The organism is Bradyrhizobium sp. SZCCHNS3016, from assembly GCF_032484535.1.
Classification (GTDB): Bacteria; Pseudomonadota; Alphaproteobacteria; order Rhizobiales; family Xanthobacteraceae; genus Bradyrhizobium.
This window is the reverse complement of sequence record NZ_JAUETE010000004.1, coordinates 110,122-134,359: the sequence shown is the minus strand read 5'-3', so window position 1 is coordinate 134,359 and position 24,238 is coordinate 110,122. Positions and strand designations below refer to the sequence as shown.

Here is a 24,238-nt window from a genome sequence, read left to right as displayed (position 1 = left end):
AACGGTGCCGTCGAAAGGAAAAGCAATTCTCGCGCGCCCCTGGCATAACTCATTGAAACCACAGCAATGTTTCTTGAGGCTTGGAGGGATGACGATGGGTGGATTGTCGAGGCGCGGATTTGCTGCGGTTGCGGCCGTGGTTCTACTGGGATGCGGCGCTGCACGCGCGGCCGAGCCGGTGAAGGAGATCCGCATCGATTGGGCGACCTACAATCCGGTGTCGCTGGTGCTGAAGCAGAAAGGACTTCTGGAGAAGGAGTTCGCCAAGGATGGCATCAGCATCGTCTGGGTGCAGTCGGCCGGCTCCAACAAGGCGCTCGAATTTCTCAACGCCGGCTCGCTTGATTTCGGCTCGACCGCCGGCTCCGCCGCGTTGGTCGCCAGGATCAACGGCAATCCGATCAAGTCGGTCTACGTCTATTCGCGGCCCGAATGGACCGCGCTGGTCACGGCCAAGGATTCCAAGATTGCCTCCGTGGCTGACCTCAAGGGCAAGCGGGTCGCGGTGACCCGTGGCACCGATCCGCACATCTTCCTGGTGCGCGCGCTGCTGTCGGCCGGCCTCACCGACAAGGACATCACGCCCGTGCTGCTGCAGCACGCCGACGGCAAGGCGGCCTTGATCCGCGGCGATGTCGACGCCTGGGCGGGGCTCGATCCGATGATGGCGCAGGCCGAGGTCGAGGAGGGCGCCAGGCTGTTCTACCGCAAGGCCGACGCCAACACCTGGGGCATCCTGAACGTGCGCGAGCAGTTCCTGAAGGATAATCCGGAGATCGTCCGCCGCGTGCTCGCCACCTACGAGGTGGCACGCAAGGACGCGCTGGCCAATTACGACGACCTCAAGAAGACCTTCATCGCCGTCACGAAGCTGCCTGAGACGGTGGTCGACAAGCAGCTCAAGGAGCGCACCGAGCTGACCCACAGCCGCATCGGCGCGCCGCAGCGCGAGTCGATTTTGGCCGCTGGCCTGGCGCTGCAGCAGGCGGGCGTCGTCGATGCCAAGGTCGATGTGAAGGCCACGCTGGACGCCCTGATCGACGACCAGGTCCCGCTGCCGACGAACTAGAACGCACGAAGCACTGTTGCAGATACAGCCAATGCTGCAGACAAAATAACGGTGTCGTCCCGGACAAGCCCGCTAGCGCGGAAGCGTTGGCGGGCGCAGATCCGGGACCCATACTCCGTGAAGGTCGTTGGGAGGCAGGCTGGAGCGGCATCTCGTCTCACCACGACGGCCGTGGAGTATGGGTCCCGGCTCAAGGCCGGGACGACGGCGAGTTTTTTGGCGCGGTCCTCAGTCCCCATTACCATCCACCACCATCACCACGCCTTGCATTCCCGCGCGGGACACTGTTCTCACTATGACCATGACCGTCGAATTGCAGGCGCCGGCTGCCGCCATACCCCAGACCACCCGCCAGCCGTGGCTCACGCGCCTGGCGCGGCCGCTGCTCGGCTTGCTGCTGCCGCTGTCGCTCGCACTCGCCTGGGAGCTTGCCGTCCGGGCCGGCTTGTCCAACGGCCGGCTGGTGCCGCCGCCCTCGAAGGTCTTCACCACCATCGCCGAGCTCGCCCGCTCCGGCGAACTCTCCCGCCACGTCACGATGACCTTGACCCGCGTCGGCGTCGGTTTTGGCCTCGGCGTCATTGCCGGCACTGTCCTCGGCGGCATCTGCGGCTATTGGGGCCTCGCCCGGCGGCTGGTCGATCCCACCATCCAGGCGCTGCGCGCGATTCCCTCGATCGCCTGGGTGCCGTTGTTCATCTTGTGGCTCGGCATCTTCGAGACCTCCAAGGTGGCGCTGATCGCGGTCGGCGTGTTCTTCCCGGTCTATCTCGGCCTGACCGGCGCGATCCTCTCGGTCGACCGCAAGATCGTCGAGGTCGGCCGCATCTTCCGTCTCTCCGGGCCGGCGATGATCCGCCGCATCCTGCTGCCCGCGGTGCTGCCGGCGTACGTCGTGTCGCTGCGCGTCGGCCTCGGCCTGGGGTGGATGTTCGTCGTCGCCGCCGAATTCATGGGGGCGTCGGAAGGGCTCGGCTACCTCCTGATCGACGGCCAGCAGCTCGGCAAGCCGGCGCAGATCGTGGCGGCCATCGTGATCTTCGCCATCATCGGCAAGGCGACCGACTGGCTCTTGGAGATCGCTACCGCGCCGCTGTTGCGCTGGCAGGACGGCTTTGCGCGCCAGAGCGGGGCCGCCTGATGCTGCAGTTCGCATCCGTCACCAAGGTCTATCCGAACGGCGTCCATGCGCTGGAGCGGTTCTCGGCCGAGATCCAGCTCGGCGAGATCATCGCCATCATCGGCGGCTCCGGCTGCGGCAAGTCGACCTTGCTGCGCGCCGTCGCCGGGCTCGACCGCGCCAGCGCCGGCACCGTGACGCTCGACGGTGAGGCGATCACGGCGCCGCATCCCAAGGTCGGCATCATCTTCCAGGAGCCGCGGCTGCTGCCGTGGCTCACGGTCGCCGACAACATCGGCTTCGGCCTGTCCGAGTTGCCGGCGGCCGGGCGCCGCGATCGCGTCGCGCGCGCGCTCGAACGTGTCGGCCTCGCCGACAAAGCGAAGGTCTGGCCGCGCGAATTGTCCGGCGGCCAGGCGCAACGCGTCGCGATCGCCCGCGCATTGGTGGCGCGGCCGGAGGTGCTCCTGCTCGACGAGCCGTTCTCTGCGCTCGATGCCTTCACGCGCAAGGACCTGCAGGACCACCTGCTCGACCTCTGGGCCGATACGCGCCCGACCCTGGTGCTGGTCACGCACGACGTCGAGGAAGCCGTGGTGCTGGCCGACCGCGTGCTGGTGATGCGGCCGCATCCCGGCCGGCTGTTCGAGGAGATCACCATCAATCTGTCGCGGCCGCGCGACCGCAACGCGCCCTTGTTCGACCAGTTCAGGCGCCATGTGCTCACTGCACTGGATCGCTCGCTCGACCGGACGATGCCGGACGCGCAGGGCAGGCGTGACGCCGGCGGCGGCCTGTGGTGGTGACTTTGGCGGCCCGGCCCGGTACATCTCGTCCGAAATGACTCCGGGAGAGAACGACAATGGATGCTGCCGAGCTGCGCGCCATGCAGGCGCCGATCAAGGAACGCTACAAGGCCGATCCGTCCGCCGCCGTCATCACGCTGAAGGCCAAGGGCGAGGTCGGCGGTGAGGGCCTGACCTGCAAGCTCGAGACCGGGCGCGCAATGGCTGTGGCCGGCCTGCATCCGGGGACCGGCGGCTCGGGGCTCGAGCTGTGCTCCGGCGACATGCTCTTGGAAGCGCTGGTCGCCTGCGCCGGCGTCACCCTGAAATCGGTCGCGACCGCGGTCGAAGTCCCGCTCAAGAGCGGCCTCGTGCTGGCCGAAGGCGATCTCGATTTCCGCGGCACGCTCGGCGTCGACAAGGAGGCGCCGGTCGGCTTCCAGGAAATCCGTCTGCGCTTCGAGGTCGACACCGACGCCCCGCAGGACAAGCTCGACCTCCTGCTCAAGCTCACCGAGCGCTATTGCGTGGTGTATCAGACCATCAAGAACGGCCCGAAAGTGTCGGTCAGCCTGAAGCGGGTGTGAGGTCGCCCTCGCCTTGCCACTGATGACGACAAGCTGGTGAGGCTTGCGCGGTCTGGGCCTCCCCCGCGTGCGGGGGAGGTCGCCGTGCATCGCAGATGCGCGGCGGGTGGGGGAATTCTCTCCACACAACGCACCCATCATCACCAGCCGAGCCGCGCCCCCACCCCGGCCCTCCCCCGCAGGCGGGGGAGGGAGCCCCCGTGCCGCAGGACCTGATGTCCCTCGATCCCCCCTTCCTGCTGCTGCTGGCCTTGCGCATGGCGATCGCGGCGTCGTTCGTGGTGTCGGCGTCGATGATCGCCGAGCGCACCGGGCCCGTGATCGGCGCGCTGGTCGCGACGCTGCCGATCTCGGCGGGACCGACCTACGTCTTCCTGGCGCTGGATCACGATGCCGCGTTCATCGCGCAGGGCGCGCTGACCAGCCTGCCGATCAATGCCGCCACGATCTTCCTCAGTCTCGCTTACGCCGTGCTGGCGCAGCGCTGCAGCGTGCTGGTGGCAAGCGCCACCGCGGTCGCGGTGTGGCTCGGTCTCGCCGCGCTGATCAAGAGCGTGCAATGGACGCTCTTGATGGGCATCGTCGCCAACATCATCACTTTCGCCATCTGCCTGCCGCTGCTGCAGCGCTATCGCCATGCCAAGATGCCGCTGATCACGCGGCGCTGGTACGACGTGCCGCTGCGCGCTTCGCTGGTGGCAACGCTCGTCGCCACCGTCACCTCGGTCTCCGGCTGGGCCGGCCCTAGCGTCTCCGGCATCCTGGCGCTGTTTCCGATCGTCTTCACCTCCATGATGCTGATCCTGCAGCCGCGTATCGGCGGCCCCGCCACCGCCGCCGTGCTGGCCAATGGCGCCTGGGGCCTGATCGGCTTCTCGCTCGCCGTCGTCGTGCTGCATCTCGGCAGCCTGCATCTCGGCGCGGCGGTCGGCCTCAGCGGCGCGCTGGCGACCTGCGTCGGCTGGAATCTCGGCCTGTGGTGGCTGGGGCGACGGAAGGCAGCTCGTCAGCTTGCGTAGGGTGGGCAAAGCGAAGCGTGCCCACCGAGTTGCATGTCACGCTGCAAATGGTGGGCACGACGCCTCGCGTCTTTGCCCACCCTACGGCACCGTGAACTCATCTCTCTGTCATTCCGGGGCGACGCCGAAGGCGGCGAGCCCGGAATCCATCTGGCTGCATGCGCTGACGAAGGATGGATTCCAGGTTCGCGCTGCGCGCGCCCCGGAATGACGGCAACTACTTGTTCGGCAGTTTCGACTTCAGTTGATACAGCGCGTCCATCGCCTCGCGCGGGGTCATCTCGTCCGGATGCAGCGCCTTCACGGCGGCGATCAGTTCCTCTGCCTCCTTCGACATCGCGGGCTCCGCAGCCGCGCGCGAGGGCACCGCGAACAGCGGCAGGTCGTCGACCAAAACGCGCGCGCTCTGGCCGCGGTCCTGGGCTTCCAGCTTCGCGAGCACCGCTTTGGCGCGGCTGATCACGGCCGGCGGCAGGCCGGCGAGCTTCGCGACCTGGATGCCGTAGGAGCGATCGGCCGAGCCGGGCAGCACCTCGTGCAGGAACACGACGTCGCCCTGCCATTCCTTGACGCGGACCGTGGCGTTGAACAGCCGTGGCAGCTTCGCGGCGAGCGCGGTCAGCTCGTGATAGTGCGTCGCGAACAGCGTGCGGCAGCGGTTGCTCTCGTGCAGGTGCTCGATCGCCGCCCAGGCGATGGAGAGGCCGTCGAAGGTCGCGGTGCCGCGCCCGATCTCGTCGAGGATCACCAGCGCGCGCTCGCCGGCCTGGTTGAGGATCGCCGCGGTCTCGACCATCTCGACCATGAAGGTCGAGCGTCCGCGCGCCAGATCATCGGCGGCGCCGACGCGCGAGAACAGCCGGTCGACGATGCCGATGCGGGCACGGCTCGCCGGCACGAATGAGCCGATCTGGGCGAGCAGGGCAATCAGCGCGTTCTGGCGCAGGAAAGTGGACTTACCCGCCATGTTGGGGCCGGTGAGCAGCCAGAGCTGACCGCTCTTGTGCCCCGGCGTCGGCGACAGGTCGCAGGAATTGGCGATGAACGGCTGGCCGTCGCGCTTGAGTGCCTGCTCCACCACGGGATGGCGGCCGCTCTCGATGGCGAAGCCGAGCGAGCCATCGACTTCGGGTCTCACATAGTTGTCGTCGACCGCGAGCTTGGCCAGCGCGGTCGCGACATCGAGCATCGCAAAGCCGTGCGCGGCCGCGCGCAGATCATCGCCGATCGCAAGCGCCGACGCGCAGAGCCGGTCGAAGATCTCGAGCTCGAGATTGAGGGCGCGTTCGCCGGCATTGGCGATCTTGGCCTCGATCTCGCCGAGCTCCGATGTCGTGAAGCGCACCTGGCCCGCCAGCGTCTGGCGGTGGATGAAGGTCGCGTTCAACGGCGCCGACATCAGCTTGTCGCCGTGCTGCGCGGTGACCTCGACGAAATAGCCGAGCACGTTGTTGTGCCGGATCTTCAGCGCCTTCACGCCGGTCTGGTCGGCATAGCGCGCCTGCATCGACGCCACGACGAGGCGCGAGGCGTCGCGCAGATTGCGCGTCTCGTCCAGCGTCGCGTCGTAACCGGCGCGCACGAAGCCGCCATCGCGCTTAATCAGCGGCAACTGCTCGTCGAGCGAGCGCGCAAATTCTTCCGCCAGCGCGCGCGCCGGCCGCGCCAGCGCGGACATGACCGACGCCACCTCCTGCGGCGGCTGGTCGAGCGCCGACAGCCGCGCCAGTGCCTGGTCGGCCGCAAGGATACCGTCGCGCAGAGCGGCGAGATCGCGCGGACCGCCGCGGCCGACGGACAGCCGCGCCATCGCACGGGTCATGTCGGGCGCGCCGCGCAGGATCGAGCGGATGTCCTCGCGCGCGGCGCTGTCGGCGACGAAGACGTTGACGGCATCCAGCCGCCGGCCGATCTGCACCGGCTCCGTCAGCGGCGCGGCGAGCCGCTGCGCTAGCAGGCGCGAGCCGGCCGAGGTCACCGTGCAGTCGATGGCGTCGAGCAGCGAGCCGCGGCGCTCGCCGGCGAGCGTGCGCGTCAGCTCGAGATTTGCGCGGGTGGCCGGATCGATCGCCATGGTGCTGCCGGTCGCCTCGCGCGCGGGCGGCGCCAGCGGCGGGCGCTGCCCCACTTGCGTACGTTCGACATAGGTGACGCAGGCGGCCGCCGCGGTCGCCTCCAAACGCGACAGCACCGCGAGGCCGTCCATGGTGGCGACCGCGAAATAGTCGCACAGCCGCCGTTCGGCGGTGGCGCCGTCGAACACGTCGCGGGTCAGCGGCGTCACCGCGGCGAGCTCGCGCAGCACAGGCTCGAAGGCTTCGTCCGAGTATAGCGCGTCGGAGACGATCACCTCGTTCGGATTGATGCGCGCCAGGGTCGCGGTCAGTTCCGCGAACGCGCATTCGGTGACGATGAAGTCCGAGGTCGAGATGTCGATCCAGGCGAGCCCGAGCCGATCGCCGCCGGACGAGCCGCGGCTGCGCGCGATCGACAACAGATAGTTGTTGGCGCGCGCATCGAGCAGATTGTCTTCCGTCAGCGTGCCCGGCGTCACCACGCGCACCACGCCGCGCTTGACCACGCTCTTGTTGCCGCGCGCCCGCGCCGCCGCCGGATCCTCCATCTGCTCGCAGACCGCGACGCGGATGCCCTGTGCGATCAGCCGGTGCAGATAGTCCTCGGAGCGCTCGACCGGCACGCCGCACATCGGGATGTCCTGGCCCTGGTGCTTGCCGCGCTTGGTCAAGACGATGCCGAGTGCCTTCGATGCGACTTCCGCGTCCTCGAAGAACAGCTCGTAGAAATCGCCCATCCGGTAGAACAGCATCAGGCCCGGATGCGCCGCCTTGATCTCGAGATACTGCTCCATCATCGGCGTGAGCTTGGCCGGCGCCTCGGCGGGCGCGGCGTCGGGCGGAACCGGGGCGGAGATAGGCTGCTGGATCGTCATGGCGCGGAAACTAGCCAATTTGCCCGGACGGTCCTACCGCTTTGGCGGCGATGTCCCGGTTTTCCACGATGAGCGGTGCCTGCTGTTGCACCTCCCCCGCTTGCGGGGGAGGTCGTATCGCATCGAAGATGCGATACGGGTGGGGGAAGTCTCTCCTCACGGGGATTCTCGCTTGGGGCTGCCCCCACCCCAGCCCTCCCCCGCAAGCGGGAGAGGGGGCGCACCGGTCGCGTGGGGAGAGGGAGCCTTCGTCAGTCTCTGCGCATACCACCCCGCGCCTCCGTCATTTGACCTGCCTCCGGCGCACTCCTAAAACCGCCGTCAACTTCGACCAGAAACACTGAGATCCCGGGAGAGAGCGATGCGAGACGTGTTTATTTGTGATGCGGTGCGGACCCCGATCGGCCGCTTCGGCGGCTCGCTGGCGAAAGTGCGCACCGACGATCTCGCGGCGACACCGCTGAAGGCGCTCAAGGCCAAGCATCCAAATCTCGACTGGGCGGCGGTCGACGAGGTGTTCTTCGGCTGCGCCAACCAAGCCGGCGAGGACAACCGCAACGTCGCGCGTATGGCGCTGCTGCTCGCGGGCCTGCCGGATTCAATTCCCGGCCAGACCTTGAACCGTCTCTGCGCCTCCGGTCTCGACGCGGTCGGCGCGGCGGGACGTGCGATCCGCGCCGGCGAGGTCGATCTCGCGATCGCCGGCGGCGTCGAATCCATGACGCGCGCGCCGTTCGTGCAGGGCAAGGCGACGGAGGCGTTCTCGCGCTCGGCCGAGATCTTCGATACCACGATCGGCTGGCGCTTCATCAATCCCCTGATGAAGCAGCAGTACGGCGTCGATTCGATGCCGGAGACCGGCGAGAACGTCGCCGAGGAATTCCAGGTGTCGCGCGCCGACCAGGACGCGTTCGCGATCCGCTCCCAGCAGCGCGCCGGCCAGGCGATCGCCTCGGGTTATTTCGCCGCCGAGATCACGCCGGTGTCGGTGCCCGGCGGCAAGGCAGGGCCCGTGACCGTCGACAAGGACGAGCATCCGCGTCCCGAGACCACGCTCGAAGGCCTCGCCAAGCTGAAGCCGATCGTGCGCAATCCGGGCACGGTGACCGCCGGCAACGCCTCCGGTGTCAATGACGGCGCGGCCGCGATGTTTCTCGCGTCGGAGGCCGCCGTGAAGAAGCACGGCCTCACGCCGCGCGCGCGCGTTCTCGGCCTCGCCTCGGCCGGCGTGCCGCCCCGCATCATGGGCATCGGCCCGGTGCCGGCGGTGCGCAAGCTGATGGAGCGGCTCGGTCTGAAGATCACCGATTTCGACCTGATCGAGTTGAACGAGGCGTTCGCGTCTCAAGGCATCGCCTGCCTGCGCCAGCTCGGCGTCGCCGACGATGCCGATTTCGTCAACCCGCATGGCGGCGCCATCGCGTTGGGACATCCGCTCGGCATGAGCGGCGCGCGCATCGCGATGACCGCGGTGCACGGCCTCGAGGTCCGCGGCGGCAAGCGTGCGCTCGCCACGATGTGCGTCGGCGTCGGCCAGGGCGTCGCGCTGGCGGTCGAGACGATCAACTGACGAAGCGCTAAGCGCTTCGTCATTCCGGGGCAGCCCGCAGGGCTGAACCCGGAATCTGGAGATGAGTCCCAACAATTTCGAGATTCCGGGTTCGATGCTTTCGCATCGCCCCGGAATGACGGAGAATTGACGATGACCATCTCCCGCGAACAGGACGTCACGCCGGCCGTGCTGGCGGTGATGGAGCAGACCACCAATCCGCGGCTGCGCGAGATCATGGTGTCGCTGATCAAGCACCTGCACGGCTTCGTCCGCGATGTCAGGCTGACCGAGGCCGAATTCCGCGAGGCCGCCGCCCTCGTCGCCGAGCTCGGTCAGCGCACGAACGACACCCACAACGAGGTGGTGCTGATGGCCGGCTCGCTCGGCGTCTCGCCGCTGGTCTGCCTGCTCAACAATGGCGATGGCGGCAACACCGAGACCGCGCAGTCGCTGCTCGGCCCGTTCTGGCGGCTGAATTCGCCTGTTACCGCGAACGGCGGCTCGATCGTGCGCTCGGCGACACCAGGGCCAGCGTTGTTCGTGCAGGGGCGGGTGGTCGATCCGAAAGGTGCGCCGGTCGCCGGCGCCGAGGTCGATGTCTGGCACGCCTCGCCGGTCGGCGCCTACGAGAACCAGGACCCGGAGCAGGCCGACATGAACCTGCGCGGCAAGCTCGTGACCGATGCCGATGGCCGCTTCTGGTTTCGCTCGGTGATGATGGTAGGCTATCCCATCCCGACCGACGGCGTGGTCGGCCGCCTTCTGAAGGCGCAGGGCCGCCATCCTTTTCGGCCGGCGCATCTGCACGCGCTGATCGTCAAGCCGGGATTCAAGGTCCTGATCTCGCAGGTCTACGACCCCAACGACCCGCACATCGACAGCGACGTCCAGTTCGGCGTCACCAAGGCGCTGCTCGGCAACTTCATTCGCCACGACACGCCGCACCCGACCGAACCCGACGTCACCACGCCCTGGTATTCGCTCGATCACGTCTACCGGATGGAGATCGGCAACACCGTGCTGCCGCGCGCGCCGATCAAGTAGCGCTTCGGAATATCCATGCTAGTGTGGGCAAGCTGCAACCCTGAAGGGACGGCGCCCACATGTCCTCCTCCGACTTGCCGTCCGTTGCCAAGCCTGCCGCGTTGACGGCGACGATGCGTGAGGCGGGTGTGCTCGAGTCCGGCGCGGTCTCGGACGTCGCCGTGATCAGCGACCGGCCGATGCTGTTGTCGCGCATCATCCGCCTTGGTTTGTCCTATAGCGGCGCGGCCCCGGACGCGCCGAAGGTGCTGATCCTGAAAATCCCGATGCCGGCCTTCGCCAAGACGCTGTGGCGGGGTGGGCGCCACGAGGTCAACTTTTATCGCGGACTGGCGCGGCTCATGCCGACGGGCATGGTGCCCGGCTCTTACGGCGGCGCGTGGGACGAAGCCGCGCTCACCTGGCACTTGTTGCTCGAAGATCTCACCGATACGCACCAGACGGCGACGCCATGGCCGCTGCCGCCCGCGCTGCCCCAGGCCGAGGGGATCGTGCGGGCGCTGGCGCGGCTGCATGCGGCGTGGTGGGACGATCCGCGGCTTGGCGTGTCCATCGGCAGCTTCGCGACCGCGGACGAGCGCGCCGAGCGCGGCAGGACCTTTGCCGGCCACTATCAGCGCTTCGCCGATCAGTTGGGAGACCGCCTGAGCGCGGACCGGCGCGCGGTCTACGAACGCCTGATGGCGGCGACGCCGCGGCTCTCGGAACGCTATCTGTCGCGGCGAAACCTCAGCATTGCGCATGGCGACGCGCATGTCTGGAATTTTCTGGTGCCGAAGGCCGCCGACAGCGACGACGTGCGCGCGTTTGATTTCGACCAGTGGCGGATCGGCGTGCCCGCGAACGATCTCGCCTACATGATCGCGCTGCAAATCTATCCCGACCGTCGGGCGCGGATCGAGCGGCCGTTGCTCGACAGCTATCATCAGACATTGGTCGCAGGCGGTGTGACCGGCTACGACAGGGCGTCGCTGGATCAGGACTATCGTCTCGCCGTGCTCTGGCACGTCGCCCAGCCGGTCTGGCAATGGGCGATCCAGCTCCCGCCGGTGATCTGGTGGAATAATCTCGAGCGCATCTTCCTTGCGTTCGACGATCTCGGCTGCCGCGAATTGCTGGACTGACGGCGCTTCCCTCGAGACAGGGCCGCACGCGCGCGGCGAGGTCTTTGTCGGTACACGTCACTGCGATGCATTTGCCGTCGTCGCTACCAGCCCCCTTAACGATTACCAGAGATTGTTCGCCGGCCTTAAACCGCCGGCCAGCATCGGCGCGACATATCGGCATGGGCATGGCATCGAGGCCAAGTTCGTCGACGGCCTGCGTTCGGTCGCGGCGACGATGGAGCTGTTGGACCTGCAGGAGAAGCGCTCGGATTTCGTCAAGCACGTCCAGGCCGCGGTCGAGGCCGACGTGCAGTCCAACGGCCTGGAGCTGGAATCGGTGTCGCTGACCAAGCTCGACCAGACCGACATCTCGTTCTTCAACGCCGAGAACTTCTTCGACGAGCGCGACATCGCCGACAAGACCGCGAGCACCCGTGCCGAGGTGGCGAGCGCGACGCAGACGGCGTGGCAGACCGGTCGGCGCCCGCTGACGCTTGGCGTCATCGGGCTTGCCCGGGACGACAGCGGAGGTTCTCGGTTTGGGATTCTTGATACCGTCAGCCCGCGACGCGAGCGACCAATTCCCCCGGGGCTGGGGGCGGCGCTGGAGGAGCCACCGCCCCCGCCCGGCACATCACGAGTGGGGCGCTCATGAAGTGCAGTCCCTGCGCGCAACTCATACGCAGAGAACCGAGTGGGGTGAGTAGAAGATAGCCGGAAACGCGCCGGATTGAAGTTACAAATCCATCACGTCGCGGTCACCTTTTTGCTATCCCGGTCCCACTGCGTCTCAACAGCGCACGCTTTTTCCGTCGCGGGGGAAGCCGTCACTCCATCACGGCGTGATCGGCGGGTGCGGACTGTGCGCGCAACGCGCTGCGGGTCGAGCCGATCATGGCCGCGAGCGGGATCGAGACCAGGATGAACGTCATGACCAGCTGGTAGTCGTGGGAGAACGCCAGGATCTGCGCCTGCACGGTCACCATCGCGTCGGCCATCGCGCGCCCGGCATCGGTGGACAGGTTCAGGAGGCCGGCAACATTGGGCATCTGCAGCGCGTGATTGAACGGGTTGATGTGCTCGACCAGGATCGCGTGGTTTCGCCGCGTTCCCTCGGTGAGCTGCGCGATCGCAATGGAGATGCCGATCGAGCTTGCGACATTTCGCACCAGGGTCAGCATCGAGGTTCCATCGGTACGCAGCTCGCCCGGCAGCGTCAGGAACGCAACCGTCGACAGCGGCACGAAGACGAGGCCGAAGCCGAACCCTTGCATGATGCTGATGGTGATGATCTCGGGCACGCCGGTCTGGTCAGTCCACGCCGTCATCTGGAACAGCGACAGTGCGGTCAGCGCCAAGCCGACGATGATCAGCGTGCGCGCCTCGATATAGCGCAGCATCCGCCCGACCAGCATCATCGCGACGAACGTACCGCAGCCGCGCGTCGCCAACAGCACGCCGGCGGTGATGATGGGATAGCCGATGACGTTCTGCAGATAGGGCGAGGACAGCGCCATGGTCGAGAACAGCACGAGGCCCATCACCGTCATGAACACGCAGCCGCCGACGAAATTGCGGTCCTTGAACAGCGCGAACTGGATGAACGGGCGCTGCGTCGTCAGCGAATGCGCCAGGAAATAGTAGAAGCCGACGCCGGCGACGATGAACTCGATGATGATCTCGTTGCTCTCCAGCCAGCCCTGATCCTCGCCGCGGTCGAGTGCGATCTGCAGCGAGCCGATGCCGATGGCGAGCGCAGCGAACCCGAACCAGTCGAAGGTCAGTTCCGCGTTCGGCTTGGTCTCCTCCATGAACGCCATCAGGCCGAGCACGGTCACGGCGCCGAACGGCAGGTTGACGAAGAACACCCAATGCCAGGAATAGGTCTCGGTCAGCCAGGCGCCCAGCGACGGCCCCATGATCGGGCCGAGCATCACGCCCATGCCCCAGATCGCCATCGCCTTGGCGCGCTCATGCAGCGCGTAGGAATCGAGCATGACGGCCTGCGACAGCGGTACCAGGGAGGCGCCGAACACGCCCTGCAACAGGCGGAACAGCACCATCTGGGTGATGTCCTGGGCAAGCCCGCACATCACGGACGCGATGGTGAAGCCGGCCGAGCAGACGATGAAGGTGCGCTTGCGGCCGAAGCGGTTGGCGATCCACCCCACCGGCGCGGTCATGATCGCGGCCGCGACGATGTAGGACGTCAGCACCCAGTTGATCTGGTCCTGCGAGGCCGACAGCGTGCCCTGCATGTAGGGCAGGGCGACGTTGGCGATGGTGGTGTCGAGCGCCTGCATGATCGTCGCCGTCATGGCGCAGATCGTCACCATGTTGCGGCGGAATCCCGGAACCGCCGATGATGAGGCCGCCGGCGCAGTCATGGCGCGCTACTCCTCCTTCTCCGCCGCATGCGCCGCTCCGAACAGCCCGGCCAGCGTACGCTCGTGGCCGGTGTCGATCGATACGTTGACGCTCATGCCGGCCTTCAGCCTGGCGACAAACCTGTCGGTCTTGTCGAAATGGATCCGCACAGGCACGCGCTGCACGACCTTGACGAAGTTTCCGCTCGCGTTCTGCGGCGGCAGGATCGCGAACTGCGCGCCGGTGCCCGGCGACAGCGAGCCGACCGTGCCCTTGAAGCGATGGTTCGGGAAGGCGTCGACGTCGAGTTCGACCGGCTGGCCGACCGCGACATAGGTGAAGTCGCTCTCCTTCGGATTGGCGTCGACCCAGGGATTGCTGACGTCGATCACCGAGAACACCGGCGTGCCCGCGGTGACGAAGCGGCCGAGCTGGATCTGGTCGACCTGCGTGGCGATGCCGGGCATCGGCGCGCGCAAGGTGGTGTGGTCGAGATCGCGCTGGGCGTCATCGAGCTTGGCCTTGGCCTGGATGTAGGGCGGGAACTGTTCCAGCGGCAGCTCGGGATTGCCGAGCAGCTGCGTTTTCGCGTTCGATAGCTGCTGCTTGATGTACTGCGCCTGCGCGCTCGCCGTCACCAGCGCATTGGCGGCGTTGTCGAGGTCGAGCTGCGAGCCGAAATTGTTCTTGGCGAGCGTCTGCTTGCGTTCGACGTCCTTCTGCTTCAGCTCGATGCCCTGCTGGGCCAGGTCGAGCATCTGGCCGTAGATCTTGATGTTGGCGGTGAGGTTGTCGTAGGTGGTCCGCGCCTGCTCCAGCGCCGCCTTGGTCTGGTCGACCGCGAGGCGGTAGGGCACGGGATCGATCTCGAACAGCTCGTCGCCCTTTTGCACCTGCTGGCCTTCCTTGACGACGACCTTGATGATCTTGCCGGAGATGTCGGGGGTGATGAGCACCTTCTGGGCGCCGACATAGGCGTCGTCTGTCGTCACGTAGCGGCCGCCGTTGAGATAGAGCGCGAGGCCGCCGACGGCGGCGACGAGCGGCAGCACGACCAGCAGCAGCGTGCGACGGTAGCGGCGCACGAATCCGGGGCGCGCCGGCTTTTCGGCGGCGGCCGCCGCATCCGAGCCGGCTTTCTGTTCGGGGGCGAGTTTCAGGGCGGGCTCAGCCATAGCGCTGCTCCTTTCGCTGCTCGTCGCACAACGACTGCAGGGCGTTTCTCACGTTTTCTTTGATGGCCTCGAGGTGGGTCATCAGCCGCTCGGCGTCGTCGGCGCTGATGCCCTGAAGGGCGGTGTCGGTCAGATCGCCGCGCAGCACCGCGAGCTTCGCGAGCAGCGGACGCGCGGCCTTCTTCAGATAGAGCCGGTTGACGCGGCGGTCGGTGTCGTCGCCGCGCCGCTCGATCAGCCCGGCGTCGGCGAGCTTGTCGATCAGCCGCGTCAGCGTGATCGGCTGCATCTCCATCTGCTCGGCGAGCTCGGACTGCTTCATCCCCTCGTTGCGCTCCACCTTGGCCAGCACTGCCCATTGCGCGCGGGTCATGCCGAAGCGCGCCGCCTCCTTGTCGGCATAGGCGCGCACCAGGCGCTGCAGCTCGCCGAGCGTAAACAGGAAATTCACGTCCGCGGACGTGCGGGTCATGGCGGATCTCGATTCAGTGGCGGAAGAAATTGAGCTTTGGCTGTAATGAGCTTCCGATATAATAAGCAAGCTTATGAATATTTGATGGCCCCGCCGAGCGCACCGGTCCCGCCGAAGATGCATGGCTCGGCCGCGGCCTTTGGCGAGACCGGCCCGAGATGCTAGATTGTCAACAATGACCCTCGCAAAGCCCACCTTCCCGGCGCCGGACCACGACCATGGCCGCTGCGCGGCCGATGCCCTGGACCATGCCGAGCGCATCTGCGCTCAGCGCGGCCAGAAGTTCACATCGCAGCGCCGCCAGGTGTTGGAGGCGCTGCTGTCGAGCCACCGGCCGCTCGGGGCCTACGAGATCATCGAGGAACTTGCCAAGGTCACCGCGCGGCCCGCGCCGATCACCGTGTACCGCGCGCTCGAGTTCCTGATGGCGAACGGCTTGGTGCACCGCATCGAGAGCCGCAATGCCTTCCTCGCCTGCGCCCACGACCACGAGCAGACCGCGCTGGTGGCGTTCCTGATCTGCGAGAGCTGCGGCGCCGTTGGCGAGGTTCCGGCTGCGCCGATCGCGGAAAGCCTGAAGCTGGCCGCTGCGGCAACGGGCTTCACACCGAAGCTTTCCGTCGTCGAGATCACCGGGTTGTGCGCGCATTGCCAGAGGGCCGCGTGAGGTCCGTCACTGCGGCCGAAGCTATACACGTGTGAATGACTGTCGTATTCGAGGTTCAGCGCGAGAACGGTGCGCGCAGGGAGAGGCCAGCACCGCCGCCGCTCTACCTCCGCATCACCTCCGACCGACCAAGACAAAGCTGACCACACCTTGATGGCGGTCCGAATACAAAGAAGCGCGCCAGGGAGCCAACGTCCTCGTGTCCGCAACGTCAACCTCATCCGCCGCGACCCGGCCGCTCGGCCTGGGTGCGATCGCCGTCATCCTCGTGCTGTGCCTGTCCTGGGCGTTCAATCAGATCGCGGTGAAGCTCGCGCTGCCTGAAATTCCGCCGCTGCTGCAGGCCACCTTCCGCTCGCTCGGTGCGCTGCCGGTGCTGCTGGTGTTCGCGCGGGTGCGCGGCGTGAAGATGTTCGAGCGCGACGGCACGCTGGGGCTCGGCCTGGTGGCAGGCCTGCTGTTCGGCTTGGAATTTGTGCTGATCTATCAGGGCCTGCTGCTGACCTCGGCGTCGCGCGCCATCGTGTTCCTGTATACCGCGCCGTTCTTCGTCGCGCTCGGCTCGTTCCGCTTCCTCGGCGAGCGGATGGGGCCGGCGCAATGGGGCGGGCTGGCGCTCAGCTTCACCGGTGTGGCGCTGGCGATCGGCATTCCCCAGGCCGATGTCGACGGCCGCGTGCTGCTCGGCGATCTCCTGGTGGTCGGCGGCGGCCTGCTCTGGGGTGTGACCACGGTGTTCGTCAAAGGCACCCGGCTGCGCTTCATCGCGCCCGAGCGGGCATTGGGGTACCAGGTGGCGGTCTCCGTCCCGATCATGGCCCTGGCGGCCCTCATTGCCGGGGAGCGGTTGACCCAGGTTCCCAGCCCGTTCGTGATCGGCCTGATGGCCTACCAGTCGATCTGGGTGGTCGGGACCACGTTCACGATCTGGTTCGCGCTGATCAAGGCCTACTCGGCCAGCAAATTGTCGGCATTTACCTTCATCACCCCTTTATTCGGGGTGGTGGCGAGCTATTTCATCCTGCATGACGCCCTGACGCTGGCCTTTGGCCTGGCTGCCGTGCTTGTGATCGTTGGGCTTTTTCTCGTAAACCGCCCGAACCGCGTGGTCCTGGCCGCGACTGATCCATTGCTGAATGTCACCAAAACCTGATATCCGAGCGCCCATGAACAAGCCCGAGATCCTGACCGAGAACACTTCAGCGTCCGATGTCGCCGGACCCGCTCCCCGGCATCAGACCACCCGCGTCATGGTCGGCAACGTCGCCGTCGGCGGCGGCGCTCCGATCGTGGTGCAGTCGATGACCAACACCGACACCGCCGACGTCGACCAGACGGTGGCCCAGGTTGCAGCGCTGGCGCGCGCCGGGTCCGAGATGGTCCGCATCACGGTCGACCGCGAGGAGGCCGCCGCGGCCGTCCCGCAGATCCGCGAGCAGCTCGACAAGCGCGGCATCACCACGCCCCTGATCGGCGACTTCCACTATATCGGCCACAAGCTGCTGACCGACTATCCGGCCTGCGCCGAGGCGCTGGCGAAATACCGCATCAATCCCGGCAATGTCGGCTTCAAGGACAAGCGGGACACGCAGTTCTCGACCATCATCGAGCTCGCCAACAAATACGGCAAGCCGGTCCGCATCGGCGCCAATTGGGGCTCGCTCGATCAGGAGCTGCTCAGCAAGCTGATGGACGAGAACGCTGCCTCCGCGAGCCCGCGCGATGCCCGCGCGGTGATGCGCGAAGCGATGGTGCAGTCGGCATTGCTGTCGGCCGCCCGCGCCCAGGAGCTCGGCATGCCGAAGGACCGCATCATCCTGTCGGCCAAGGTCTCGGCCGTGCAGGACCTGATCGCGGTGTATCAGGACCTCGCCGCACGCTCCGACTACGCCATTCATCTCGGCCTCACCGAGGCCGGCATGGGCTCGAAGGGCATCGTCGCCTCCTCGGCCGCGCTCGGCATCCTCCTGCAGCAGGGCATCGGCGACACCATCCGCATCTCGCTGACCCCGGAGCCCGGCGGCGACCGCACGCTCGAGGTGCAGGTCGCGCAGGAGCTGCTGCAGACCATGGGCTTCCGCACCTTCGTGCCGCTGGTCGCGGCCTGCCCCGGCTGCGGCCGCACCACCTCGACCACGTTCCAGGAGCTGGCACGCTCGATCCAGGACTTCATCCGCGAGGAGATGCCGGCGTGGAAGACGCAATATCCCGGCGTGGAAGCGCTCAACGTCGCCGTCATGGGCTGCATCGTCAACGGCCCCGGCGAATCCAAGCACGCCAATATCGGCATCTCGCTGCCTGGCACCGGCGAGGCCCCGGCCGCGCCCGTCTTCGTCGACGGCAAGAAGTTCCGCACCCTGCGCGGGCCCACCATCGCCGCCGACTTCAAGGCGCTCGTCATCGACTACATCGACCAGCGCTACGGCCAGCAGGGTGCCAAGGCGCCGGAGAGCGTGACCGCGGCGGAGTAGTAGGCTCCGCTCCAGGCCCCGCCCCGGCCATCCCGCGTAGGTGCGGAGGGCCCGTTAGGCAGAACCCTCTTGGCCGTTCCTTCGAGACGACCGCCTGCGGCGGTCTCCCCAGGACGAGGACCGACGTCTCGGCGAACGAACTATCGGACCCTCATCGTGAGGAGCGCCGCTCGCGGCGCGTTCAGGCGATGCTCTCGCATCGCTTTGAGAACCATGAGGCCCGACTTCGCCGCGCCGACCGTGCTGCAATTGCAACCGGCGGCTGCTGGTCTCCAGCTACTCATTCTGAAATTTTCCGCAGCGCGCGGCTGCTGCGACACGCGCCGTTGCCGTGACGACACGATCCGCCTCGCGCCGCCCCACTGCTGCCCGCATGATCGGCACCTTGAGGCCTGCTGAAGAGGACGCCTCGATGAATCTCGACATCCGCGAAATGGAACTCGCCGAGACCTCGATGGTCATCGACTACTTCTATTCGTCGAGCATCGAGCAGCTCGACCTGATGGGCATCGATCCGACGCGGATGCCGACCAGGTCGGTGTGGACCGGACTGTTCGAGACGCTCTACGACACGCCCTTGGCCGAGCGCGCGGCGCTGCTGGTGATCTGGCGGCTCGACGGCCGCCCGATCGGCTTCTCCAGTTGCGACCGCATCGTGTTCGGCAATCGCGCCCACATGCATCTGCACGTCACCGAGCCGGAGCTGCGCGGCCGCGGCTTCGGCACCGCATGCGTCCGCCGCAGCATCGATTTCTATTTCGAGCGGCTGCAGCTCAAGCAGTTGTTCTGCGAGCCGCACGCCTACAACACCGCCCCCAACCGCGCCCTGCAGAAGGCCGGATTCCGCTACTTGAAGACCTACAAGACCGTGCCCGGGCCGATGAACTACCATCAGGCGGTGACGCGCTGGATGATCGAGCGGTGAGGTGAGACTGCCGGCCTCTCGCGCGGTACGCTGGAGCTGTGAGATTTGCCACCCATGAAACGCGGTGGTTATGGATCCCGGCGTGCGCCGGGATGACACTGAATGTGAGGCGGTGGACTCGCAGCTCGATCCCTACAGCGGCAGTTCGCCATACGACCGGTTGGCGAGGCTCGCTTCCTCCAAATCGAGATCGCGCTCGATGCGGCGGCGGGTTTCGTCGGTGATCTTGCCGTCGCGCAGCATCACATGGATGAATTTGCGTTCCGCCATGATCAGCTCGCGCGTCAGCTCGATGCCGAGCGCGGACGAATCGTTGTCGTCCGGCTTGAGACCCTCCGGGAGCTGGTTGGTCCGCACCTCATGACGCGCCCGCAGCAGCCGAACCACCTCGTCCGATAGCTCGCGGTCGCTGGTCATCGTCTCCAGAGAGTGCAGGGCGCTGTCGAGCGCCTCGCGCCGCGCCGCGATCTCCTGCTCGTGCTCGCGCTGATGCTCGGCGCGGCCCTGGTTTCCGATCCCGAGCCAGCGCACGACGGCCGGCAGGGTCAGGCCGAGCCCGATCAGGGTGAAGAAGATCACGCCGAAGGCGATGAACAGGATCTGGTCGCGATAGGGAAACGCATCGCCGGTCGAGAGCGTCAACGGTAGCGCCAGCGCGGTGGCGAGCGAGACCGTGCCGCGCACGCCGGTGAAGCCGATGATGAAGGTCTGCCGCCACGATGGCAGCGGATCGCGCGCGCGCAGCGAACTGCTCAGCAGGCGCGGCAGGATGGTCGCCGGAAAGGTCCAGGCGAAGCGCGCGATCACGACAATGGCGAGCACCAGCGCGGTCGCGATCATGATCTCGTCGAGCGGGAAGATCTTCGACTTCTCGTAGATCAGCCGCATCTGGAAGCCGGTCAGCAGGAACAGCATGCCCTCGATCAGGTAGACCATGAGGTCCCAGAAGAAGACGCCCTGCAGGCGGGTTGCCGAGGAGATCCACAATGGGCCGTTCCAGCTCATGTAAAGGCCGCAGGCCACGGTCGCGATCACGCCGGAGCCGCCGACATGCTCGGGGATCCAGAACGCCAGATACGGCGTCAGCACCGACAACGTGATCTCGACCTGCGGGTCACGCGCGTAGTGACGGGCGCGCAGCATCAGCCAGCCGACGCCGATGCCGAAGGCGATCTCGCCGACGACGATGGCTGCGAACTCGCCCGCGGCGACGGGGAAGGAAAAAACGCCGGTCGTGATCGCGGCCACCGCGAAGCGATAGAGGATCAGCGCTGTCGCGTCATTGGCGAGGCCCTCGCCTTCGAGGATCACCATGACCCGGCGCGGCAAATGCAGCCGGCGGGCGATGGCGAGCGGCGCCACGACGTCGGGCGGCGCCACGATGGCGCCGAGCAGGAAGCCGATGCTCCAGGGCAGGCCGAGAAGATAGTGGGTGACGGTGGCCACCATGGAGGCGGTGAAGATCACGCAGCCGACCGCGAGCAGCACGATCGGCCGCAGATTGCGCTTGAACTCGCGCCAGCTCATCGCGACGCTCGACGAATAGATCAGCGGCGGCAGCACCACCAGCAGCACCAACTCCGGCGGCAGCGCGAAGGCCGGCATGGTCGGCACGAAGGCGAGCGCGATGCCGGCGAGCATCAAGAGGATGGCCGGCGCGAGGTTGGCGCGCCGCGCGATCAGGGCGGTTCCTGCCAGCACGGCCAGCAGGATCAGGAATGTCTGAAAATGGGCTTCCATAGATATCAGCCGGGCATCGTTGCGCCGGCCTCAATCCCGGAGGTCGTAGCGGTAGGACTTCGACACGATCTGCCAGCCGTCCTTCAGTTTCATCGCCACGAGATAATCGGTGAAATAGCGCGGCGGCAGCTGGCACCGCACCTTGATGAAGGCCGTCTTGTCGTCCGAACGATCGATGGTGACGATGAAGTCCTCGCGCGGCTTGCCCTCAGCCTTGGCCGATGGGCGCTTGCGCACCCAGGCCAGCCAATCCGGCACGGTCAGGATCTTGAGCTCGCCATTCTCGACCCAGCGCAGGTCAGCGGTGGGGTGGAACACGGCACCAAGCTTATCGGCGTCGCCCTCGTACAGCGCATCGAAATAGCCCTGAACGACGGCCTCGACGGTGGAACGGTCTGTGCTCACGGCCAACTCCCTGGGAACCTGGACAAACAAGGATCGCATTTTCGATGCAAAGCGGCGCTTGGCAAGGCATGAACTGGCGTCATTGCGCCAGCGACAGACTATAATGGCCGAGGCCAGGTCGATCGGGAATAAATCTGCGTGATCCCGGTCACAAGCCGGATGGGCTGCACTCTGATAGGCAGGTCCCAGCAGGTCTCCCAGCGGTATGGGGTAGGTACGATGTCTTGGTCACTTCGATTGGGCGGTTACATCCTGACGGCAGCGCTGCTGCTGATCGGCCACCCCGCGCTCGCCGAGAAGCGGGTGGCGCTCGTCATCGGCAACTCCGCCTATCAGAACGTGCCGCAGCTCACGAACCCCGCCAATGACGGCGCGGTGATGACCGCGACCTTCAAGAGCGCCGGCTTCGACGTCGTCGATTACAGGCGCGATCTCACCGCCCGTGAGACCCGGCGGGCGCTGCGCGATTTTGCCGACGCCGCGCGCGATGCCGACATCGCCGTGGTCTACTATGCGGGCCACGGCATGGAAGTCGAAGGGGCCAACTACCTGATCCCGATCGATGCCCGGCTCGAGCGTGATACCGACGTCTATGACGAGACGCTGTCGCTCGACCGCATCCTGGTTGCCGTCGAGCCGGCCAAGAAGCTGCGGCTGGTCATTCTCGATGCCTGCCGCGACAATCCGTTCACCCGCAACATGCAGCGGACGGTGGCGACCCGCAGCCTCGGCCGCGGTCTCGCCAAGGTCGAGCCGACCAGCCCCAACACGCTGGTGGCCTACTCCGCCAAGGCCGGCTCCACGGCGCAGGACGGCGACGGCAAGAACAGCCCGTTCACCTTGGCGCTATCTCGGCACATCGCGACCCCCGGCCTCGACGTCCGCAAGGCGTTCGGCTTCGTGCGCGACGAGGTGCTGAAGTCGACCGGCAACCGCCAGGAGCCGTTCGTGTATGGCTCGCTTGGCGGTGAGGACGTGCCGCTGGTTCCTGGCGTGCCGCGCGTCGTCACGCAGATGCCGGTGGCGCCGCCCGCAAATCCGCAGGCCGACATCCGGCGCGACTACGAGCTCGCCATGCAGGTCGGCAACAAGGGCGCGCTGAACGCGTTCCTGGCGCAATATCCGGACGGCTTCTACGCCAGCCTTGCCAAGTTGCAGCTCGAAAAGCTCACCGCCGAGGAGAATCGCGCCGCCGCTTCCGAGAAGGCCCGCGCCACCGAGGCCGAGCGCGCGCGACTCGTCGCGGAGGGCGCCCGCAAGGATACCCTCGCCAAGGCGGAGGCCGAGGCCAAGGCGGCCGAGCAGGCGCGCATTGCTGCCGAGAAGGCCAATCAGCTGGCGCAGCAGCAGGCGGCCGACGCCGAGAAGAAGCGGCAGGAGCAGCAGCTCGCGGCGGCCGACAATCCGCGCGCGGCGACATCGCCGGGCGCGCCGGCGGCCGCAGCCCTGCAGCAGGGGCCGGAGGTCGCCTCGCTGACTCCCCCATCGCAGCCGGCTGATCTCGCCAAATCTGTTCAACTCGAGCTGCGCCGCGTCGGCTGCCTCACCGAGGACGCCGATGGCGACTGGGGCTCGGCCTCGCGCCGCTCGCTGTCGCAGTTCAACCGCTATGCGGGCACCAAGCTCGACACCCAGGCGGCCTCGGCCGATGCGCTCCAGGCGATCAAGCTCAAGCAGGCCCGCGTCTGCCCGCTGGTCTGCCAGCATGGTTACAAGTCGGACGGCGACCGCTGCACGCGCGTCGTTTGCGCCGAGGGCTCGTTCGTCAACGACGACAATGAATGCGAGAAGCGGCGCGAGAAGAAGCCGGTTGCCAGGCGCGGGCAGGACGACGGGGACGTGCCGTCGCGCCGTCGCGCCCGTGCTGCTCCCGAGCCCGGCCTGCCGCTTCCCAATGCCGGCGTCGGCATCGGGTCGGCCCCGGGCTACGCCAGGCCGCAGACCCAGGCCGCCCGGCCGCCGAGGTCCACCGGCCAGATCTATTGCGATGCCTATCTGTGCCGCGCCGTCAGGCCCGGCTGCCGTCTCGAATATCGTGGCGGCGGTGGTCCGGCCAACAACGCCAGCGTCGAGGTGTGCAACTGATCAGGACGAGATTACGCTGGCGGCGATGTTGACCATCAGGGCGACCAGCGCGGTGTTGTAGATGAACGAGATGATGCCGTGTACGGTCGCGGTGCGGCGGATGATCTTGTCGGTGATGCCGACGTCGGAGACCTGGGCGGTCATGCCGATGACGAAGGAGAAGTAGACGAAGTCCCAGTAGTCGGCGTGCTCGTCGGTGTCGCCGCTGGGGAATTGCAGGCCGCCGGGCTTGGCGCCGCGGTAGTAGTCATGAGCGTAGTGCAGGGCGAAGGTCGCATGCACCGCGGCCCAGGACAGCGAGACGGTGAGCAGCGCCAGCGTCAGCGCCGGGGCGTCGCGCTTGGAGGCGCCGAGCTCGAGCACGATCGCCGCGATGCTGGCAAAGGCGCCGAGTGCCGTGACCAGCAGGATCACGAAACGGCCGTCGTCCTGCATGATCGCCTTGCGGCGGATGTGATGATGCTCGCTGCGCAGCATCATCGCCGCGACCAGCACGAGGTAGAGCGCGGTGAAGATGTCCCAGGCGAGCAGCAGCCGCGTGATCAGGCGGAGCGCCTGCGGCAGCAAGAAGAACGCGATGATCGCGATGCCCAGCGAAACGAAGGTGCGCGGCCGCGCATAGATGACGCGCAACGCAGCCGGCATGCTTGCGAAGCGGGCGAGGTCCGGATCGTCGGGATGGACTCCGGCCAACGCCTC

The 24,238-nt window shown here is 67.0% G+C and carries 20 protein-coding genes and 1 pseudogene; 14 read left to right on the top strand and 7 right to left on the bottom strand.

Features of this window, described 5'->3' with window-relative positions; genetic code table 11:
• Positions 1–94: 94 nt before the first annotated feature.
• The 5 genes from QW881_RS10520 (at position 95) to QW881_RS10500 (ending at position 4,580) form a co-directional block, all read left to right on the top strand.
• Entirely contained in the window at positions 95–1,069 is a 975-nt protein-coding gene (locus tag QW881_RS10520) for an aliphatic sulfonate ABC transporter substrate-binding protein (protein WP_315756855.1), read from the top strand.
• A gap of 295 nt (positions 1,070–1,364) precedes the next feature.
• Positions 1,365–2,210, top strand: a complete 846-nt coding sequence (locus tag QW881_RS10515) for an ABC transporter permease (protein ID WP_315756856.1) — start codon at positions 1,365–1,367, stop codon at positions 2,208–2,210.
• Positions 2,210–2,995 (top strand): ABC transporter ATP-binding protein, encoded by a 786-nt coding sequence (locus tag QW881_RS10510; protein ID WP_315756857.1) that lies wholly within the window; start codon positions 2,210–2,212, stop codon positions 2,993–2,995. Before QW881_RS10515 ends, QW881_RS10510 begins: the two co-directional genes overlap by 1 nt.
• A gap of 56 nt (positions 2,996–3,051) precedes the next feature.
• Positions 3,052–3,561, top strand: coding sequence for an OsmC family protein (locus tag QW881_RS10505; RefSeq protein ID WP_315756858.1), 510 nt, complete (start codon positions 3,052–3,054; stop codon positions 3,559–3,561).
• Between the two features lie 215 nt (positions 3,562–3,776).
• On the top strand, positions 3,777–4,580 hold the full coding sequence (locus tag QW881_RS10500; protein WP_315756859.1) for a hypothetical protein: 804 nt from the start codon (positions 3,777–3,779) through the stop codon (positions 4,578–4,580).
• A 217-nt stretch (positions 4,581–4,797) separates the two neighbouring features.
• Here the strand turns inward: QW881_RS10500 and mutS are convergent, their stop codons facing one another.
• Complete coding sequence (gene mutS / locus QW881_RS10495; RefSeq protein WP_315756860.1) at positions 4,798–7,530, bottom strand: DNA mismatch repair protein MutS; 2,733 nt, start codon at positions 7,528–7,530, stop codon at positions 4,798–4,800.
• A gap of 361 nt (positions 7,531–7,891) precedes the next feature.
• On the opposite strand from mutS, the gene pcaF reads away from it, so the two are divergent.
• The 4 genes and pseudogenes from pcaF to QW881_RS10475 form a co-directional block, all read left to right on the top strand.
• Complete coding sequence (gene pcaF, locus QW881_RS10490) at positions 7,892–9,100, top strand: 3-oxoadipyl-CoA thiolase (protein ID WP_315756861.1); 1,209 nt, start codon at positions 7,892–7,894, stop codon at positions 9,098–9,100.
• 132 nt (positions 9,101–9,232) lie between these two features.
• Positions 9,233–10,126 carry a dioxygenase gene (locus tag QW881_RS10485; RefSeq protein ID WP_315756862.1) on the top strand — a complete coding sequence of 298 codons (894 nt, stop codon included), beginning with the start codon at positions 9,233–9,235 and terminating at the stop codon, positions 10,124–10,126.
• Positions 10,127–10,185: 59 nt separating this feature from the next.
• Positions 10,186–11,250, top strand: coding sequence for a phosphotransferase (locus tag QW881_RS10480; RefSeq protein ID WP_315756863.1), 1,065 nt, complete (start codon positions 10,186–10,188; stop codon positions 11,248–11,250).
• A 172-nt stretch (positions 11,251–11,422) separates the two neighbouring features.
• Positions 11,423–11,698 (top strand): annotated as a pseudogene (locus QW881_RS10475) (SPFH domain-containing protein); the annotation flags it as partial.
• 361 nt (positions 11,699–12,059) lie between these two features.
• On the opposite strand, the gene QW881_RS10470 reads toward QW881_RS10475, so the two are convergent.
• Genes QW881_RS10470 through QW881_RS10460 form a run of 3 tightly spaced genes read right to left on the bottom strand, consistent with a single transcriptional unit; the run spans position 12,060 to position 15,246 of the window.
• The gene (locus QW881_RS10470) at positions 12,060–13,619 is read right to left on the bottom strand and encodes a DHA2 family efflux MFS transporter permease subunit (RefSeq protein WP_315756864.1); all 1,560 of its coding nucleotides are present in this window, start codon (positions 13,617–13,619) and stop codon (positions 12,060–12,062) included.
• Between the two features lie 6 nt (positions 13,620–13,625).
• Positions 13,626–14,774 carry an HlyD family secretion protein gene (locus QW881_RS10465; RefSeq protein ID WP_315756865.1) on the bottom strand — a complete coding sequence of 383 codons (1,149 nt, stop codon included), beginning with the start codon at positions 14,772–14,774 and terminating at the stop codon, positions 13,626–13,628.
• Positions 14,767–15,246 (bottom strand): MarR family transcriptional regulator, encoded by a 480-nt coding sequence (locus QW881_RS10460; RefSeq protein ID WP_315756866.1) that lies wholly within the window; start codon positions 15,244–15,246, stop codon positions 14,767–14,769. Before QW881_RS10460 ends, QW881_RS10465 begins: the two co-directional genes overlap by 8 nt.
• Before the next feature lie 175 nt (positions 15,247–15,421).
• Here QW881_RS10460 and QW881_RS10455 point away from each other — a divergent pair, with 175 nt between their 5' ends.
• The 4 genes from QW881_RS10455 (at position 15,422) to QW881_RS10440 (ending at position 19,309) form a co-directional block, all read left to right on the top strand.
• Positions 15,422–15,913 (top strand): Fur family transcriptional regulator, encoded by a 492-nt coding sequence (locus tag QW881_RS10455; RefSeq protein WP_315756867.1) that lies wholly within the window; start codon positions 15,422–15,424, stop codon positions 15,911–15,913.
• Positions 15,914–16,112: 199 nt separating this feature from the next.
• Positions 16,113–17,066, top strand: coding sequence for a DMT family transporter (locus QW881_RS10450; RefSeq protein WP_315715166.1), 954 nt, complete (start codon positions 16,113–16,115; stop codon positions 17,064–17,066).
• 13 nt (positions 17,067–17,079) lie between these two features.
• Positions 17,080–18,384, top strand: a complete 1,305-nt coding sequence (gene ispG, locus QW881_RS10445) for a flavodoxin-dependent (E)-4-hydroxy-3-methylbut-2-enyl-diphosphate synthase (RefSeq protein ID WP_315756868.1) — start codon at positions 17,080–17,082, stop codon at positions 18,382–18,384.
• A 412-nt stretch (positions 18,385–18,796) separates the two neighbouring features.
• Positions 18,797–19,309 carry a GNAT family protein gene (locus QW881_RS10440; protein ID WP_315756869.1) on the top strand — a complete coding sequence of 171 codons (513 nt, stop codon included), beginning with the start codon at positions 18,797–18,799 and terminating at the stop codon, positions 19,307–19,309.
• Positions 19,310–19,441: 132 nt separating this feature from the next.
• Here QW881_RS10440 and QW881_RS10435 read toward each other — a convergent pair whose 3' ends face one another.
• Together QW881_RS10435 and QW881_RS10430 are read right to left on the bottom strand one after the other, a co-directional pair.
• Positions 19,442–21,049 (bottom strand): Na+/H+ antiporter, encoded by a 1,608-nt coding sequence (locus tag QW881_RS10435; protein WP_315756870.1) that lies wholly within the window; start codon positions 21,047–21,049, stop codon positions 19,442–19,444.
• Between the two features lie 30 nt (positions 21,050–21,079).
• Positions 21,080–21,454 (bottom strand): nuclear transport factor 2 family protein, encoded by a 375-nt coding sequence (locus tag QW881_RS10430; protein ID WP_315756871.1) that lies wholly within the window; start codon positions 21,452–21,454, stop codon positions 21,080–21,082.
• Between the two features lie 219 nt (positions 21,455–21,673).
• On the opposite strand from QW881_RS10430, the gene QW881_RS10425 reads away from it, so the two are divergent.
• Positions 21,674–23,539, top strand: a complete 1,866-nt coding sequence (locus QW881_RS10425) for a caspase domain-containing protein (RefSeq protein WP_315756872.1) — start codon at positions 21,674–21,676, stop codon at positions 23,537–23,539.
• On the opposite strand, the gene QW881_RS10420 is transcribed toward QW881_RS10425, so the two are convergent.
• Complete coding sequence (locus QW881_RS10420; protein ID WP_315735282.1) at positions 23,540–24,232, bottom strand: DUF1345 domain-containing protein; 693 nt, start codon at positions 24,230–24,232, stop codon at positions 23,540–23,542.
• Positions 24,233–24,238 lie beyond the last annotated feature (6 nt).

What these genes read in the sequence shown, in the direction of transcription:
- QW881_RS10470 (WP_315756864.1), bottom strand. Translation starts at nt 13,619, where the DNA reads ATGACTGCGCCGGCGGCCTCATCATCGGCGGTTCCGGGATTCCGCCGC.
- QW881_RS10440 (WP_315756869.1), top strand. Translation starts at nt 18,797, where the DNA reads ATGAATCTCGACATCCGCGAAATGGAACTCGCCGAGACCTCGATGGTC.
- QW881_RS10505 (WP_315756858.1), top strand. Translation starts at nt 3,052, where the DNA reads ATGGATGCTGCCGAGCTGCGCGCCATGCAGGCGCCGATCAAGGAACGC.
- QW881_RS10520 (WP_315756855.1), top strand. Translation starts at nt 95, where the DNA reads ATGGGTGGATTGTCGAGGCGCGGATTTGCTGCGGTTGCGGCCGTGGTT.
- QW881_RS10460 (WP_315756866.1), bottom strand. Translation starts at nt 15,246, where the DNA reads ATGACCCGCACGTCCGCGGACGTGAATTTCCTGTTTACGCTCGGCGAG.
- QW881_RS10485 (WP_315756862.1), top strand. Translation starts at nt 9,233, where the DNA reads ATGACCATCTCCCGCGAACAGGACGTCACGCCGGCCGTGCTGGCGGTG.
- QW881_RS10480 (WP_315756863.1), top strand. Translation starts at nt 10,186, where the DNA reads ATGTCCTCCTCCGACTTGCCGTCCGTTGCCAAGCCTGCCGCGTTGACG.
- QW881_RS10465 (WP_315756865.1), bottom strand. Translation starts at nt 14,774, where the DNA reads ATGGCTGAGCCCGCCCTGAAACTCGCCCCCGAACAGAAAGCCGGCTCG.
- mutS (WP_315756860.1), bottom strand. Translation starts at nt 7,530, where the DNA reads ATGACGATCCAGCAGCCTATCTCCGCCCCGGTTCCGCCCGACGCCGCG.
- QW881_RS10425 (WP_315756872.1), top strand. Translation starts at nt 21,674, where the DNA reads ATGTCTTGGTCACTTCGATTGGGCGGTTACATCCTGACGGCAGCGCTG.
- QW881_RS10455 (WP_315756867.1), top strand. Translation starts at nt 15,422, where the DNA reads ATGACCCTCGCAAAGCCCACCTTCCCGGCGCCGGACCACGACCATGGC.
- QW881_RS10500 (WP_315756859.1), top strand. Translation starts at nt 3,777, where the DNA reads ATGTCCCTCGATCCCCCCTTCCTGCTGCTGCTGGCCTTGCGCATGGCG.
- QW881_RS10435 (WP_315756870.1), bottom strand. Translation starts at nt 21,049, where the DNA reads ATGGAAGCCCATTTTCAGACATTCCTGATCCTGCTGGCCGTGCTGGCA.
- ispG (WP_315756868.1), top strand. Translation starts at nt 17,080, where the DNA reads ATGAACAAGCCCGAGATCCTGACCGAGAACACTTCAGCGTCCGATGTC.
- QW881_RS10510 (WP_315756857.1), top strand. Translation starts at nt 2,210, where the DNA reads ATGCTGCAGTTCGCATCCGTCACCAAGGTCTATCCGAACGGCGTCCAT.
- pcaF (WP_315756861.1), top strand. Translation starts at nt 7,892, where the DNA reads ATGCGAGACGTGTTTATTTGTGATGCGGTGCGGACCCCGATCGGCCGC.
- QW881_RS10515 (WP_315756856.1), top strand. Translation starts at nt 1,365, where the DNA reads ATGACCATGACCGTCGAATTGCAGGCGCCGGCTGCCGCCATACCCCAG.